The organism is Arthrobacter sp. TB 23 (assembly GCF_000294595.1).
Lineage (GTDB): Bacteria > Actinomycetota > Actinomycetes > Actinomycetales > Micrococcaceae > Arthrobacter_D.
On the sequence record NZ_ALPM01000054.1, the window covers coordinates 20,907 to 36,079 of the forward strand.

Sequence of the window (15,173 nt, forward strand, 5' to 3'; positions counted from 1 at the left end):
GTGATGTTGGGTGCGCGGCGGCCTGCTCGCGACTTCGTACACTCAGAGCACTGCCATGGCTCGGTCGGTGGGAGCCACCGGTGCCGGCAGTTTGGTCTTCCCCATCAGCCACTGATCCACTGCCGCGGCGCAGGCGCGCCCCTCCGCGATGGCCCAGACGATCAATGACTGTCCGCGGCCGGCATCGCCCGCCGCGAAAATCCCGGGAGTGTTGGTCATGTAGTAACCGTCCCGGCCAATATTGCCGTGTTCGTCGAACTCGGCCTGCACCTGCTCGGTGATACCGGCCGGTTCGGGTCCGGTGAATCCGAGTGACAGGAACACCAGGTCCGCCGGGATGTTTCGTTCGGTGCCAGCCTTCGGCACCCGGCGTCCCTCCACGAACTCCGTCTCGGCAACGCGAATAGCCGTCAGCTTGCCGTTCTCGCCGACAAATTCGACGGTGGACGCGAGGTAGGTCCGCTCGCCACCTTCTTCATGCGCGCTGGCAACCTCGAACAGGGTCGGGAACGTTGGCCACGGCTGGTGCGCGGCGCGGTCCGCCGGAGGCTGTTGACCGATTGCCAGCGTCGTCACCGATGCTGCGCGCTGACGGTGCGCGGTGCCCAGGCAATCCGCACCGGTGTCACCGCCACCGAGGATGACCACGTGCTTTCCTTCGGCGTCGATCTGCTGTTCGACGACACCGCCTGCGCTCACCCGATTGGCCTGCACCAGGTAGTCCATCGCGAAGTGGACGCCCTCAAGTTCCCTGCCAGGGATGGGCAGGTCACGCGGGATGGTGGCACCGGTGGCCACCACGACGGCGTCGTAGCGGCGCCGCAGCTGGTCCCAACTGATGTCCCGGCCCACCTCGACACCGGTCCTGAACCGGGTGCCCTCGGCGCGCATCTGCTCAAGGCGCCGTTCCAGATGGTGCTTTTCCATTTTGAAGTCGGGGATCCCGTAGCGCAGGAGTCCACCGATCTTGTCGTCACGCTCGTAGACCGCGACCGTGTGACCGGTCCGGGTCAGCTGTTGCGCCACGGCAAGGCCAGCCGGGCCTGAGCCGACGACGGCGATGGTCCGGTCGGTGAGCCGCTCCGGTGGGTGTGCCTCGACCCAGCCCTCGGCGAAGGCCTCGTCGATGATTGACACCTCCACCTGCTTGATCGTCACAGGCGGCTGGTTGATTCCGAGCACGCAGGACGCCTCACACGGGGCCGGACACAGCCGGCCGGTGAACTCGGGGAAGTTGTTGGTGGCGTGCAGCCGCTCAATCGCTTCCCTGCCTTTGTCACGGTACGTGAGGTCATTCCATTCCGGGATCAGGTTGCCCAGCGGGCAGCCCTGATGGCAGAACGGGATACCGCAGTCCATGCACCGTCCGGCCTGGGCTTTGAGGACACCCTTTTCCTGCGCCTCATAAACCTCTTTCCAGTCCATAATTCGCACTGGCACAGGCCTGCGGGGTTGGGTCTGGCGTTCGCGTACCTTCATGAATCCGCGTGGATCACCCACCGGTTACCTCCAAGATTCGGGTCCAAGCTTCTTCACCGTCGGGATCGAGCCCATCTTCGATGGCCGCCGCCCGCGCGTCAAGGACCGCTGCGTAGTCACGCGGCAGCACCTTGGTCAGTCGGGCGATCGTGTCATCGAAATTCTCCAGCAGGTGCGTTGCGAGGTTCGATTCGGTCTCTTCCACATGCTTGATCATCAGCTGACGCACTATTTCGATATCCTCGGCGTCGAGATCTACGAGTTGAAGTTCGCCGTTCTCAAGGCTCTGGATGTTCATGCGCCGCCGGTTCAGGTCCAGCACGTAGGCGGTACCACCGGACATCCCGGCCCCGAAGTTGCGGCCGGTCCGACCGAGGATCAGGGTCTGCCCGCCGGTCATGTACTCGCACCCGTGGTCGCCGATTCCTTCGACAACCGCCGTGGCACCCGAGTTGCGCACCAGGAAGCGCTCCCCTACCTGCCCTCTGAGGAAGATTTCGCCGCTGGTTGCCCCGTAGCCGATCACGTTGCCGGCGATCACGTTGCGGTCGGCTGCGAACACGTTGGAGCGGTCGGGCCGAACAATCACCCGGCCGCCGGAGAGGCCCTTACCCACGTAGTCATTCGAGTCGCCGAACAACCGCAGCGTGATCCCCGCTGGCAGGAATGCTCCCAGCGATTGGCCGGCCTGCCCGTTGAGCGTCACGTCGATGGTGTCGGTGGCCAGCGTCTCGATACCGAACCGTCGGGTCACCTCGTGTCCCAGCATGGTGCCCACCGACCGGTCGGTGTTGACCACGTCAACCGAGATCTTCACCGGCGCACGGTTCTCCAGTGCGTCCGCGCTCATCTCGATGAGCTTCCGGTCGAAGTGCTGATCCAGCTCGTGGTTCTGGGTGGTCATATTGCGCATCGGAGCGTCGTCGCCGAACTCGTTGCCGCGCAGGATCGGATCCAGATCCAGCCCATCGGCTTTCCAGTGGTTGATGGCCTTGCGGGCATCGAGAGATTCGCTGTGGCCGATCGCCTCTTCAATGCTCCTGAAGCCCAGGCTGGCGAGGATTTCCCTGACCTCCTCGGCGAGGAACTCGAAGAAGTTGACCACAAACTCCGGCTTGCCGGTGAACCGGGACCGCAGTTCGGGGTTCTGGGTGGCCACGCCCACAGGACACGTGTCCAGGTGGCAGACGCGCATCATGATGCAGCCGGAGACAACCAGCGGGGCGGTGGCGAAACCGAACTCCTCGCCCCCCAACAGGGCTGCGATGACGACGTCGCGCCCGGTCTTCAGCTGACCGTCCACCTGGACCACCACGCGGTCGCGAAGCCCGTTGAGCATCAGGGTCTGCTGCGTTTCCGCGAGGCCCAACTCCCACGGAACTCCAGCGTGCTTGAGGGAGTTCAGTGGGCTGGCACCGGTGCCGCCGTCGTGCCCGGAGATGAGGACGACGTCGGCCTTGGCCTTGGTCACGCCCGCCGCGACGGTGCCGATCCCCACTTCGGAGACCAGCTTGACGTGCACCCGGGCCGATGGATTGGACCGCTTGAGGTCGTAGATCAGCTGGGCAAGATCCTCGATCGAGTAGATGTCGTGGTGCGGCGGTGGCGAAATCAACGCCACCCCCGGGGTTGAGTGCCGGGTCCGGGCTACCCAGGGGTAGACCTTCTGGCTCATCAGCTGACCGCCCTCGCCGGGCTTGGCACCCTGCGCCATTTTGATCTGGATGTCCTGGGCGTTGGTCAGGTAGAGGCTGGTGACACCGAACCGGCCCGAGGCAACCTGCTTGATGGCAGAACGACGCTCCGGATCGAGCAACCGGTCAACATCTTCGCCGCCTTCACCGGTGTTGGACTTGCCGCCCAACCGGTTCATGGCGATGGCCAGCGTCTCGTGGGCTTCCTGGGAGATGGACCCGTAGCTCATGGCACCGGTGGAGAATCGTTTGACGATGCTGGAGACCGGTTCCACCTCGTCGATGGAGATCGGTTCGCGCACCCCCTCCTTGAACTGGAGGAGCCCACGCAGGGTCATCAGTTCCTTGGACTGGTCATCGACGCCGCGGGTGTACGCCTTGAAGATGTCGTAGCGCCGCTCCCGGGTGGCATGCTGCAGCCGGAACACTGTTTCGGGGTTGAACAGATGCGGTGGGCCGTCGCGGCGCCACTGGTATTCGCCGCCATTGTCCAGGCTCTGGTGCGGATCGTCGATGCCATCCTCGGGGTACGCGCTGGCATGCCGGGCAGCCGTTTCGGCCGCCAGCACGTCCAGGCCGACGCCGCCGAGTTGCGTCTGGGTGCCGTGGAAGTATTCGTCGACCAGTTCCTGACCGAGGCCCAGCGCTTCGAACGTCTGCGCGCCGCAGTAGGAACCCACGGTGGAGATGCCCATCTTGGACATGATCTTCAGGACGCCCTTGCCGAGCCCCTTGATCAGGTTCGCGACGGCCTGCTCGGCGGTGACGCCGGTGACGTCACCGTTGCGAACCAGCTCCTCACAGCTCTCCATCGCCAGGTACGGGTTGATCGCTGAAGACCCGTAGCCGATCAGCGCTGCCACGTGATGTACTTCGCGCACATCGCCGGCTTCGACCACGAGGGAGGTCTTGGTCCGGTTTGCGCTCTTCAGGAGGTGATGGTGGACAGCGCTGGTGAGCAGCAGCGACGGGATCGGCGCCCACTGCGCGTTCGAGTCACGGTCCGAGAGCACCACGTACTGGATGCCCCGGTTGATGGCGCTGGAGACCTGCTCACAGATCTCGGTGAGCCGCGCCCGCAGGGAGGCTTCCCCGCCGTCGGGCCGGTACAGGCCGCGCACCTTCATGGCGATGCGTTCGCCGTCGTCGTTGGAGAGATTGGCGATCTTCGCCAGCTCGTCGTTGTTGATGACCGGAAAGCTGAGCCCCACCTGGCGGGAGTGCACCTGTTTGGTGGAGAGCAGGTTGCCGTTCGGGCCGATGGAGGCCCGCAATGAGGTCACCAGTTCCTCACGGATGGAGTCCAGCGGCGGGTTGGTGACCTGGGCGAAGGACTGCACAAAGTAGTCGAAGAGCAGCCGGGGGCGTTTGGACAGCACTGCCACCGGGGTGTCGGATCCCATGGCGCCCAGCGGTTCCGCGCCGGCCTTCGCCATTGGGCCGATCAGGATGCGTAGTTCTTCCTGCGTATAGCCGAAGGTGCGCTGGCGCCGGTTGATGGACGCCTTGGTGTGCAGGACGTGCTCCCGTTCGGGGAGGTCCTTCAGGTGCAGCAGGTTGTCTTTGACCCATTCACCCCAGGGGTTGGCGGAGGCGATCTCGGCCTTGATCTCCTGGTCCTCGATGACGCGGCCTTCCTCGGTGTCGACGAGGAACATCTTGCCCGGGGACACCCTGCCCTTGTGGACCACCTTGGACGGTTCGATGTCGATGACACCCACCTCTGAGGCGAGCACCACCAACCCGTCCTCCATCACCCAGTAGCGGGCGGGGCGTAGTCCGTTGCGGTCCAGGACCGCGCCGACGAGAGTGCCGTCTGTGAAGGACACTGCGGCTGGGCCGTCCCACGGCTCCATCAGCATCGAGTGGTACTGGTAGAACGCACGGCGGGCCGGATCCATGGTGGAGTGGTTTTCCCACGCCTCCGGGATCATCATCATGATGGCGTGGGTGATGGGCCGGCCGGAGAGCATCAGCAGTTCGGCGACCTCATCGAACGACGCCGAATCCGACGCCCCGGGCGTGCAGATGGGGAACAGCTCTTCCGGATCATCGCCGAGCAGGCTGTGGGAGAGCTGCGACTGGCGGGCGCGCATCCAGTTCCGGTTGCCCTTGACCGTGTTGATCTCGCCGTTGTGGGCGATGGTCCTGAACGGCTGGGCCAGCGGCCAGGACGGGAAGGTGTTGGTGGAGAACCGGGAGTGGACAATGCCCAGCTTGGTCTTGAACCGCGGGTCGGACAGGTCGGGGTAGAACGGTTCCAACTGCGCCGTGGTCAGCATGCCCTTGTAGACCATGGTCTTCGAGGACAGGGAGGGGAAGTAGACGCCGAGCTTGTTCTGGGCGCGCTTACGGACCCGGAACGCCAGGGCATCAATATCGACGGCGTCTGCGGTGTCACCGGCTGGTGCCAGGAAGAGCTGCACGAAATGGGGCATGCAGGCGCGGGCCATGGCGCCGACCAGATCGGCCTGGATCGGCACGTCCCGCCAGCCGAGGACGGTGAGTCCCTCGGACTCGGCTATCGCTTCCAGCCCGGCACGGGCGGTTTCTTCCTCACGGCCTGCGGCGGGGAGGAAAGCGGTCCCGACGGCGTACTGCCCGGCGGGTGGGAGGTCGAAGTCGACGACGGCCCTGAAGAACTCGTCGGGCACCTGGGTGAGGAGGCCTGCGCCGTCGCCCGTTCCCTCGTCGGCGCCTACCGCACCCCGGTGTTCCAGGTTGCGGAGCGCGGTCAACGCATGGTCGACGATGTCGTGGCCGGGCTCGCCGCGGAGGGTAGCGATCACGGCAAGGCCGCAGGCGTCCTTCTCGTTCTCCGGGTTATACAGTCCCTTGGCTTCGGGGATGTTGGCGAACCTCTCGAAGGGAGACTCGACGCCGGGACTGGCGACGTCGGGGCCGGTTGCCTGCGGGGCAACCTCGTCGACGATTGACGGGTGCTGCTGGTGCTCGGCCGATACATTTGCCGCCGAGTTCTCAGCTGTGGAGTTGCCGGCTGCGGAGTTGCCGGAAATGGGAGCATTCATAGGTAGAGTCCTTCCCCCAGAATGGAGCGTCGGGAGGGGACGGCCTTGGCCCCAGGTCTGCAGCTTCGTGAGCTGCGCACTACACGAACTTATTCAAGATTCTATGGCTTGGCTGACGTTTTCCGGAGGTTCCTGGGACAACGATTGCAGAACAAACGGGCACTGGTGTGCCCGACCATAACCGGCACTCCGCCCGAGGGGTGGTCTGCGGCGCGCCGGGGCCACGTCTCTGTGGCGGTGTCCATGGTGGGCGGTGGCCCTGGACGCTAGGAGCGGGAATCGTTCTCCCTTGGCGTGTCAGGAGTGGCTTCCGTCTCGGGAAGGTTTTCCTGGCTGCCGTTTGTTTCGACGAGATTACCACGGGTAGTGGAATTCGTTTCCTCTGTGTCCGCCTGGTGGGAGTGGATCCCACCGTCGGCGTCTGTTTCGTCGGTGGGCGCTGGTTCCCGCCCGGGAAGGTAGAGCGACTGGGTGCCGGTGCTTTTACGCTTGACCCCAAGATAGATCAGGACAGCGATCGCGCCGATCAGGACCAGGATGCTGGTCCACACATTGAGGCGCTGGGTGACGCCGAAGAAGGTGACCAGTTCGGCGTCGTCAATCCTGAGGGCCTCGATCCAGACCCGACCGGCGGTGTAGTAGGCGGCGTAGGCCCAGAACATCATGCCACCGCGAAGGCCGAAGCGCTTGTCAAGAAGCAGCAGGAGAGCGACGCCTGCGAGATTCCACAGCATTTCGTACAGGAAGGTGGGGTGGAACAGCGTGTCGGCTGCCATGCCGTCCGGGAAGTTGGCATTCTCGGGGTCGATTTCCAGGCCCCAGGGCAGCGTGGTGGGCGCGCCGAAGAGCTCCTGGTTGAACCAGTTCCCCAACCGTCCGACCGCCTGCGCCAGCAGGATTCCCGGTGCGGCGGCGTCCGCGAACGCACTGAGCCGGACCCCCGACCTGCGGCATCCGATCCAGGCACCGACGGCGCCCAGGGCGATGGCGCCCCAGATGCCCAGCCCGCCCTCCCAGATCCGTGGGATGCGGGAGAGGTCACCATCCGGTCCGAAGTAGGCGTCCGGTGAGGAGAACACGTGATAAAGCCGTCCACCAAGGATGCCGAAGGGGATGGCCCAGATGGCCACGTCCCAGATGACGTCAGGGTTCCCGCCATACCGCTTCCAGCGGGCAACGGTCAGCATCAGTGCCAGAACAATACCGGCCAGGATGCATAGGGCGTAGGTGTAGAGCGTCAGCGGCCCAAGGCTGAAGGATGCCCACTCGGCTGGCGGGCTCGGAATACTGAGGGGAAGCGCCCCGATGGTGCTCACGATACCCATGGGTTAGCTCTTTCCCGTTCCGCTACTGAGATCCTTGGTCAATTCCGAGAGTGCCTCGACGCCGCCGTCGCGCAGGGCAGCAACGAGGGCGGTGCCCACGATCACCCCGTCCGCATAGGCGGCGATTTCCTTGACCTGTGCGGCCGTTGATACTCCCAGGCCCACGCAGGCGCGTTCGGCACCCGCGCCGTGGGCGGCGTCGACGACGGCGCGCGCCGCCGAGCTGACTGCGGTCCGTGCGCCGGTGATGCCCATGATCGACACGGCGTAGACGAACCCGCGGCTCGCCTTGACCGTGCGCTCCATGCGTTCGGGGCTGGTTGAGGGTGCCACGAGGAAGATCCGGTCCAGGCCGAACTCGTCGGAGGCTGCAATCCACGCTCCGGCCTCATCAGGGATGAGGTCGGGGGTGATCAGTCCCGCCCCACCGGCTTCGTGCAGGCGACGGGCAAATTCGCGGACACCCAGCTGCATCACCGGGTTCCAGTAGGTCATGACCAGCACGGCCGCGTCAGTCTGGGAGGTGATGCCCTCGACAATGTCGAAGATCCGCTCGACGGTGAACCCGTTCTTGAGGGCCTGCACTGTCGCGTCCTGGATGACCTGGCCGTCCATGACGGGGTCGGAGTAGGGGATGCCGATCTCGATCAGGTCCACGCCGTTGTTGGCCATTGCCAGCGCCGCATCAATGGTGGTCTGGACGTCGGGGAAGCCCGCAGGCAGGTAGCCGATCAGGGCCGCGCGTCCGGCGTCGCGTGCCCGGTCTATCGCTGCGGCGGCTTTGCTCGTGGTCTGGGTGGTCACAGCTGTTCTCCGTCTTTCCCGATTTCGGCTTCGGCGCTGTCATCTGGTAGCAGGTCGAAGTATTCGGCAGCGGTAGCCACGTCCTTGTCACCCCGGCCTGAAAGGTTGATCAGCACAATCTTCTCGGACGGATCCCCGCCCTCCGCGGCAAGCCGCTGGCCCACCTTGATGGCACCCGCCAGAGCGTGGGCCGTCTCGATGGCTGGGATGATTCCTTCGCTGCGGCACAGCACGCGGAAAGCGTCCATGGCCTCGGCGTCGGTGATCGGTTCGTAGCTGACCCGGCCAATGTCGGCGAGGTACGCGTGCTCGGGGCCCACCCCAGGGTAATCGAGTCCGGCTGAGATGGAGTGGGACTCGATGGTCTGGCCGTCGTCGTCCTGCATCAGGTAGGAGCGGGCGCCGTGCAGCACTCCCGGGCGTCCGAGGGTGATGGTCGCGGCGTGCCGGCCGGTTTCGACGCCCTCGCCGCCGGCCTCGAAGCCGTACAGGGCCACCCCTGGGTCGTCCAGGAACCCGTGGAACATGCCGATGGCGTTGGACCCGCCCCCGATGCAGGCGCAGACGGCGTCGGGCAGCTTGCCGGTTTCCGCCAGCATCTGCTCGCGGGCTTCTTCACCGATGACTTCGTGGAAGAACCTCACCATTGATGGGAACGGGTGCGCTCCGGCAGCGGTGCCGAGGAGGTAATGGGTGGTGTCGACGTTGGCCACCCAGTCGCGCAACGCCTCGTTGATGGCGTCCTTGAGCGTCTGGGACCCGCTGGTCACAGGGATCACCGTGGCGCCAAGCAGCTCCATCCGGGCAACGTTCAGCGCCTGACGGCGGCAGTCTTCGGCACCCATGTAGACGACGCACTCGAGACCCATCAAAGCCGCCGCGGTGGCGCTGGCCACACCGTGCTGACCGGCACCGGTTTCGGCGATGACCCGGGTTTTACCCATCCGCTTGGCGAGGAGAGCCTGACCCAGCACGTTGTTGATCTTGTGGGATCCGGTGTGGTTGAGGTCTTCACGCTTGAGGAAGATCCGGACTCCCCCGGCATACTCGGCGAAGCGCTTGGCCTCGGTGAGCAGCGACGGCCGGCCGGCATAGGTGCGATTCAGTTCGGCCACCTGGGCGGTGAACTCGGGATCGGCCTTCGCCTTGTCAAAGGTGTCGGTCAGCTCATCCAGGGCAGCGATCAGGGACTCGGGCATCCATCGGCCGCCGTACTCACCGAAGTACGGTCCTGGGGCGTGGCGGAGGCTTGCCGTCGGATCGAGGAACGCGTCGGCGGTATCGGTGGTGACCCCGGTGGATGCGTTGGCTGCCTGTGGCGAATCGGTCATGAGCTTGCCTGTCCTGTTGTGGTGGTGTGCTGCGTACCGGTGGTTAGGCGGTCGGCTGGTCCTGGTCGGCCAGTCGGGCGCTGCGGCCGGCGTCGAGGAACGCCGCGATGGTGTCTTCGGGGTTGTCGTGGCGAACCAGCGCCTCGCCAACCAGGATGGCGTCTGCCCCATCCGAGGCGAACCGGTCGACGTCGGCCACGTCCCGCACGCCAGACTCGGCGACGATCAGTGTGCCCGCCGGGATTCCTCCGGCCAGTGGCCCAAAGACTGACCGGTCAATGTCAAGCGTCTTGAGGTTGCGCACGTTGATCCCGATGATTTTGGCCCCCACCGCAACGGCCCGTTCAACCTCGACGTCCGTATGGGTTTCGACCAGCGCGTCCATCCCCAGCTCGTGGGTGAGAGCGAGGAAGCGTGCAAGTTCCTCATCGGTGAGGGCCGCGACGATCAGCAGGATCAGGTCGGCTCCGTGGGCACGAGCCTCCCAGATTTGGTACTCGTCAACGGTGAAGTCCTTGCGCAGCAGGGGGAGGTCGACGGCGGCGCGCACCGAGTCGAGATCCGCGAGGGACCCCCCAAAACGGCGTTGTTCGGTGAGGACGCTCACGACGGCGGCCCCGCCGGTTTCGTAGCGGACCGCCAGTCCTGCCGGGTCCGCAATGTCCGCCAGCGCACCCTTCGAGGGGCTGCGCCGTTTCACCTCCGCGATCAGGGTGATCCCCGAGCCGTCACCGCTCAGGGCCGCGTAGGCGTCCCGGGGTGCCGGGGCGGCCGCGGCGTCGTCGCGCAGGTGCTCCAGCGGACGCGCCGCAACCCGCGGCGCGAGGTCCTCACGGACGCCCGCAATGATGTCGTCGAGAACGCTCACCTAGTCGTCTTTGCCCTTCAGCTTCGAACCGCCGACGCCGTAGCCTGCACGCTTCATGACGAAACCGGCAGCGAGACCGATCACCATGACTGCAATGCCAATCCAAAACAGGACCGTGCCGGCGTCGAAGTTTCCTTCAGTGCTGGCGAAAACATAGGCGAACGATGAGACGGCGGCGCCTGCCAGCATGATCAGGACGCAGGTCCATGCGGCGGGGCTATTGCCATGCCCGATGGTCTCGTCATGCATCGAGGCGTGGCTCTGCTTGGAGTTCTCCGGGTGCTCTGTCGAAGCGGTCCGGGTGGATGCGTTAGCTGTGGCGTCTTTGGCCATGGTGACTCTCCTTGAAACTGGTCTACTGTCCATTCTGCCATTAGTTCAGGGCGACCGCGGTCTGCCCTCACCCGTTTAGCTGGTGGGATCTTTTCCCTTGGTCAGCTGGTCCCAGCTGTCGATCTCGTCCGAGTGGGCGGTCGTCTTCCGGGCTGGCGAATCGGCGTCGGCTACTTTCTCGTACCGCATGGAGCGGTTCCAGCTGCGGCCGGCGAGGAGCATCCAGACGGCGGCGCCGATCAGGCCCAGCCCGGCGAATGCCGCCAACCACGGGAAAAGGGTCAGCACGAGTCCGGCGTCGCTGTCGGTGCTGACGCCGATTGCTTCCCCAATGGCGGGGGCNCCGCCGCACCGGTGGGATCCGCCACCACGAGCAGGCTGTTCCAGACAATGCCGACACCGGCGATAAACAGGATCGCCACCACCAGAATCCGGGCGATGCGGCCGGCGATGGAAACAGCCAGCGCTGCGGCCAGGGCGACAAGCGCGAATGCGGTGACTGCGGTGGCCGCGTCGCTGCCGGGGATCTGCAGGTCAGGGGTCTGGACGGCGTCCTGCGGCAGGATCACCGTCAGCCAGGTCTGGGTGGTGCTGGCGAATGCGATAAGCGAAAAGAGCACCGTGGCAAGAATTACGGTGCCCTTGCGCTGCCAGCCCCGCGGGGCTGCCTGCGTGCTGCCGTGGTTCGGGCCGGTGGTGTGGGGTGTTCCTGAACTGGTGCTCATGCGGGGGGCACCTCCTGAAGGTCAGTTGCGGAGACAGTCCTGAGGCTTGAGGCGATCAGGGCGGCCCGCAGCGGGGCTGCCGCCTTGTTGACCGTCTCCTGCGCCTCGTCCTCGAGAACCGAGTCGGCAACGATTCCGCCGCCGGCTTGCACATAGGCGCGGCCCTCACGGAGCAGTGCGGACCGGATGGCGATCGCCAGGTCCATGTCGCCGGCGAAGTCGAGGTAGCCCACCACCCCTCCGTAGATGCCCCGGCGGTGGGGTTCAACCTCGTCGATCAGACGCAGCGCCCGGGGTTTGGGCGCACCCGAGAGCGTTCCGGCGGGGAAGGTGGCGGCGAGGACGTCGTAGGCGGTTTTGCTGGGTGCCAGTGATCCGACGACGGTCGACACCAGGTGCATGATGTGACTGAACCGTTCCACCTCCATGAACTGGGTGACGTCCACTGACCCGGGGACACAGACCTTGGAGATGTCGTTGCGTGCCAAGTCCACCAGCATCAGGTGTTCGGCGCGTTCCTTTTCGTCCGCAAGGAGTTCATCGGCCAGGGCGCGGTCCTCCTCGAGGGTCTGGCCGCGCGGACGGGATCCCGCGATGGGGTGGGTGATGACATCGTTGCCGGTGACTGTGACCAGTGCCTCCGGGGAGGACCCGACAATCGAGTATTCCCTGCCATCGGCGTCAGCCAGGCTGAACAGATACATGTAGGGGCTGGGATTGGTGTTGCGCAGCACCCGGTAGACATCGAGGGGTGATGCCTGGCAGTCAAGTTCGAAGCGGCGTGAAATGACCACCTGGAAGACGTCGCCGTCGACAATGGCCCGCTTGCCCCGCTCGATTGCGGCGAGATACTTGGGCTTGTCCCATCGCTCGTCGACCCGGGACAACAGCTCGGCGGTGTCCACCGACCCGTCCTGCAATACCGAAACCGGCTGTTCGGCAGCTTCACCCAGCTTGGTGAGCATTGCACGGATCCGCTGGACGGCGTCGTGCCACGCCTCGTCCACCCGGTCGCTGGTTCCGTCGAAGTTGATTGCATTGGCTACCAGGGTGAGGGCGCCCTCCGAGTTATCGTGCACCGCCATGTCGGTCACCAGGCACATGGCCAGCTCGGGGAGGAAAAGGTCGTCCTCGGGAGGGCTGGTCAGCCGCTCCCAGTGCCGGACCGATTCCCAGCCGATAAACCCCACCAGCCCCGAGGTGAACGGCGGCAGGTTGTCGAACCGCCGGGTACGCAATGCCTCGATGGTCTGGCGGAGGGCTTCAACCGGGCTACCTGAGGTGGGAACACCCGCGGGCGGCTCCCCCAGCCAGTGTGCCTCCCCGTCGAGACTGGTCAGCGTCGCCCGGGAGTGGGCGCCGATGAAGGAGTACCTCGACCACACGCCCCCAACAGCTGCCGATTCCATCAGGAACGTCCCGGGCTCGCCGTTGGCAAGCTTGCGGTAGATGGCAATCGGGGTGTGGGCGTCCGCCAGCACCTTCAGATGCACGGGTACTACCCGACGCTCTTTGGCGAGCTCGCGGAACTCGGCAAGGCTGGGGCTGATGACTCCAAGTTCCTGCATGAATGTGTGTGCTCTTTCAGCTGGCGGTGGGAAAGTTTTGGGGGGAACTGCCCGAGCCGACGACGACGTCGAGGTCCCGGCCATCGAAACAGGTCCGGGTGCCGGTGTGGCAGGCGGCGCCGACCTGGTCGACCCGGATGAGGAGGGCGTCGCCGTCGCAGTCTATGGCCGCGGACTGGACCCACTGGATGTGCCCGGAGGTGTCGCCCTTGCGCCAGTAGGTGTTGCGGGACCGGGAAAAGAAGGTGACCCGCCCCGTGGTGAGGGTGCGATGGACCGCTTCGTCGTCCATCCAGCCGAGCATCAGCACTTCGCCCGAATCATACTGTTGGATCACTGCGGCGACCAGCCCGGCGGGGTCGCGCTTGAGGGCCGCGGCGATCCCCGGATCGAGGGTCTTCCCCTCGGAAGAATCAGGCGTTGGCGTGGTGGCGGTGTGTGTTGGCATCGTCGTCAATTCTATCGCGCCGGTTGGCAGCCAGGAGACGGTGGCTGGTAGCCCATTGGAACGTCTAATCCGGCGGTGCTTCGTGCCAAAAAGCAGCGGATCGTGCTAGTTTCAGCAGTGATGCAATATGTAGAACCTTCCCGCGAAGTTTTGGCCGAAACGCTTCTCGCAGCAGGGCCCCATTCGCCCACGTTGTGTGCTGGCTGGCAGACCAAAGAGTTGGCAGCCCACTTATATCTGCGGGAACACCGACCTGCTGTCGGCCTTGCAATGATCATCAAGCCCCTGGCCGCCGTATCCGAGAAATCAGTGCGAAAGATGTCCGCCAAAGCCGAGTCGGCTGCCGGGTATCAGAAGCTGGTCGCGGATTTCCGTGCCGGGCACCCTTTTTACTCGCCCATGAAGCGCTCAAAGTCGCTCGATGCCAGCGCCAACCTGATCGAATACTTTGTGCATACCGAGGATGTCCGCCGCGCGCGGAGCCGGTGGGCGCCCCGTGCCCTCGATGAGGATTACTCAGACGCCCTCTGGGACGAACTCATCAAACGCGCCGCCATCCTGTACCGGGGCGTGGATCTGGGTATCGTGCTGGTTCGGTCCGATGGTTTACGCCACGTGGCCAAGCGCGCACCGGTATCGGTCGCCATCAAGGGCGATCCCGGGGAGCTGCTCATGCACGCCCATGGTCGCACCCGCCACGCCCTCGTGACGTTCGAGGGCCAGCCCGACGCCGTCGCGCTACTCGATAGCGCCGAAGTGGGGCTCTGAACCCTCCCTCTGGCGAAACCCTCCCTCTAGCGGACCGGGAAGCCCGCGTCGCTGATGGCTTTCTTCACCTGGGCAATGGCGTCCAGGGGCCCGAAGTGGAACACCGACGCCGCGAGCACCGCATCGGCCCCGGCCTGCACTGCTGGCGGGAAGTGCTCAGGCAAGCCGGCCCCACCGGAGGCGATCAGCGGAACCTTGACGGCGGCACGCACCGCGCGGATCATCTCCAGGTCGAACCCGGCTTTGGTGCCGTCGGCGTCGATCGAGTTGAGCAGAATCTCGCCCACCCCACGGTCGGCCGCTTCCCTGGCCCACTGCACGGCGTCGATCCCGGTGCCCTGACGGCCCCCATGCGTGGTCACTTCGAAGCCCGACGGCGTCCCGCCACCAGGCACGCGCCGCGCGTCGAGCGAGAGCACCAAAACCTGCGACCCGAAGTGGCTGGAGATTTCGTCGATGACGTCCGGCCGGCTGACAGCTGCCGTGTTGATCGATGCCTTGTCGGCCCCGAACCGCAGCAGCTTGTCGACGTCCGCAATCCCGCGGACTCCCCCGCCGACTGTCAGCGGGATGAAGACTTCCTCCGCGGTGCGGGCGACGACGTCGAACGTGGTGTCCCGGTTGCCCGAGGACGCGGTGACGTCCAGGAAGGTCAGTTCGTCGGCGCCGGCGCGATCGTACCGGTGAGCGAGCTCCACCGGGTCACCGGCGTCACGCAGATCGGCGAAGTTGATGCCCTTGACAACGCGACCGGCGTCGACGTCGAGGCACGGAATGACGCGAATGGCTACACCCATGGCT

13 protein-coding genes are annotated in these 15,173 nt (G+C 65.3%); 1 reads left to right on the top strand and 12 read right to left on the bottom strand.

Annotated features, from left to right (window positions below; all coding sequences use genetic code 11):
- Nucleotides 1-42 precede the first annotated feature (42 nt).
- From B384_RS0107020 to hisI, 11 genes are all read right to left on the bottom strand, one after another.
- Complete coding sequence (locus tag B384_RS0107020; protein ID WP_019482409.1) at nucleotides 43-1,500, bottom strand: glutamate synthase subunit beta; 1,458 nt, start codon at nucleotides 1,498-1,500, stop codon at nucleotides 43-45.
- On the bottom strand, nucleotides 1,493-6,202 hold the full coding sequence (gene gltB, locus B384_RS0107025) for a glutamate synthase large subunit (RefSeq protein WP_019482410.1): 4,710 nt from the start codon (nucleotides 6,200-6,202) through the stop codon (nucleotides 1,493-1,495). Before gltB ends, B384_RS0107020 begins: the two co-directional genes overlap by 8 nt.
- A gap of 266 nt (nucleotides 6,203-6,468) precedes the next feature.
- Complete coding sequence (gene lgt / locus B384_RS0107030; RefSeq protein ID WP_019482411.1) at nucleotides 6,469-7,527, bottom strand: prolipoprotein diacylglyceryl transferase; 1,059 nt, start codon at nucleotides 7,525-7,527, stop codon at nucleotides 6,469-6,471.
- A gap of 3 nt (nucleotides 7,528-7,530) precedes the next feature.
- Nucleotides 7,531-8,331, bottom strand: coding sequence for a tryptophan synthase subunit alpha (trpA, locus tag B384_RS0107035; RefSeq protein ID WP_019482412.1), 801 nt, complete (start codon nucleotides 8,329-8,331; stop codon nucleotides 7,531-7,533).
- Nucleotides 8,328-9,662: a tryptophan synthase subunit beta gene (trpB, locus tag B384_RS0107040; protein WP_019482413.1), complete on the bottom strand. Its 1,335-nt coding sequence runs from the start codon at nucleotides 9,660-9,662 to the stop codon at nucleotides 8,328-8,330. The genes trpA and trpB overlap by 4 nt, the downstream gene beginning before the upstream one ends.
- Before the next feature lie 43 nt (nucleotides 9,663-9,705).
- Entirely contained in the window at nucleotides 9,706-10,530 is an 825-nt protein-coding gene (trpC, locus tag B384_RS0107045; protein ID WP_019482414.1) for an indole-3-glycerol phosphate synthase TrpC, read from the bottom strand.
- A complete protein-coding gene (locus tag B384_RS0107050) occupies nucleotides 10,531-10,779 on the bottom strand; it encodes an HGxxPAAW family protein (protein ID WP_443110854.1) in 249 nt (82 codons plus the stop codon).
- 159 nt (nucleotides 10,780-10,938) lie between these two features.
- The gene (locus B384_RS21270) at nucleotides 10,939-11,151 is read right to left on the bottom strand and encodes a Trp biosynthesis-associated membrane protein (protein WP_050994876.1); all 213 of its coding nucleotides are present in this window, start codon (nucleotides 11,149-11,151) and stop codon (nucleotides 10,939-10,941) included.
- The gene (locus B384_RS18105; protein WP_050994878.1) at nucleotides 11,145-11,588 is read right to left on the bottom strand and encodes a Trp biosynthesis-associated membrane protein; all 444 of its coding nucleotides are present in this window, start codon (nucleotides 11,586-11,588) and stop codon (nucleotides 11,145-11,147) included. Before B384_RS18105 ends, B384_RS21270 begins: the two co-directional genes overlap by 7 nt.
- On the bottom strand, nucleotides 11,585-13,156 hold the full coding sequence (locus tag B384_RS0107060; RefSeq protein WP_019482416.1) for an anthranilate synthase component I: 1,572 nt from the start codon (nucleotides 13,154-13,156) through the stop codon (nucleotides 11,585-11,587). Before B384_RS0107060 ends, B384_RS18105 begins: the two co-directional genes overlap by 4 nt.
- A gap of 16 nt (nucleotides 13,157-13,172) precedes the next feature.
- Nucleotides 13,173-13,604: a phosphoribosyl-AMP cyclohydrolase gene (gene hisI, locus B384_RS0107065; protein WP_019482417.1), complete on the bottom strand. Its 432-nt coding sequence runs from the start codon at nucleotides 13,602-13,604 to the stop codon at nucleotides 13,173-13,175.
- Nucleotides 13,605-13,724: 120 nt separating this feature from the next.
- On the opposite strand from hisI, the gene B384_RS0107070 reads away from it, so the two are divergent.
- Nucleotides 13,725-14,372, top strand: a complete 648-nt coding sequence (locus tag B384_RS0107070; RefSeq protein WP_026041021.1) for a TIGR03085 family metal-binding protein — start codon at nucleotides 13,725-13,727, stop codon at nucleotides 14,370-14,372.
- 26 nt (nucleotides 14,373-14,398) lie between these two features.
- Here B384_RS0107070 and hisF read toward each other — a convergent pair whose 3' ends face one another.
- Nucleotides 14,399-15,169, bottom strand: a complete 771-nt coding sequence (hisF, locus tag B384_RS0107075; RefSeq protein WP_019482419.1) for an imidazole glycerol phosphate synthase subunit HisF — start codon at nucleotides 15,167-15,169, stop codon at nucleotides 14,399-14,401.
- Nucleotides 15,170-15,173: the final 4 nt, after the last annotated feature.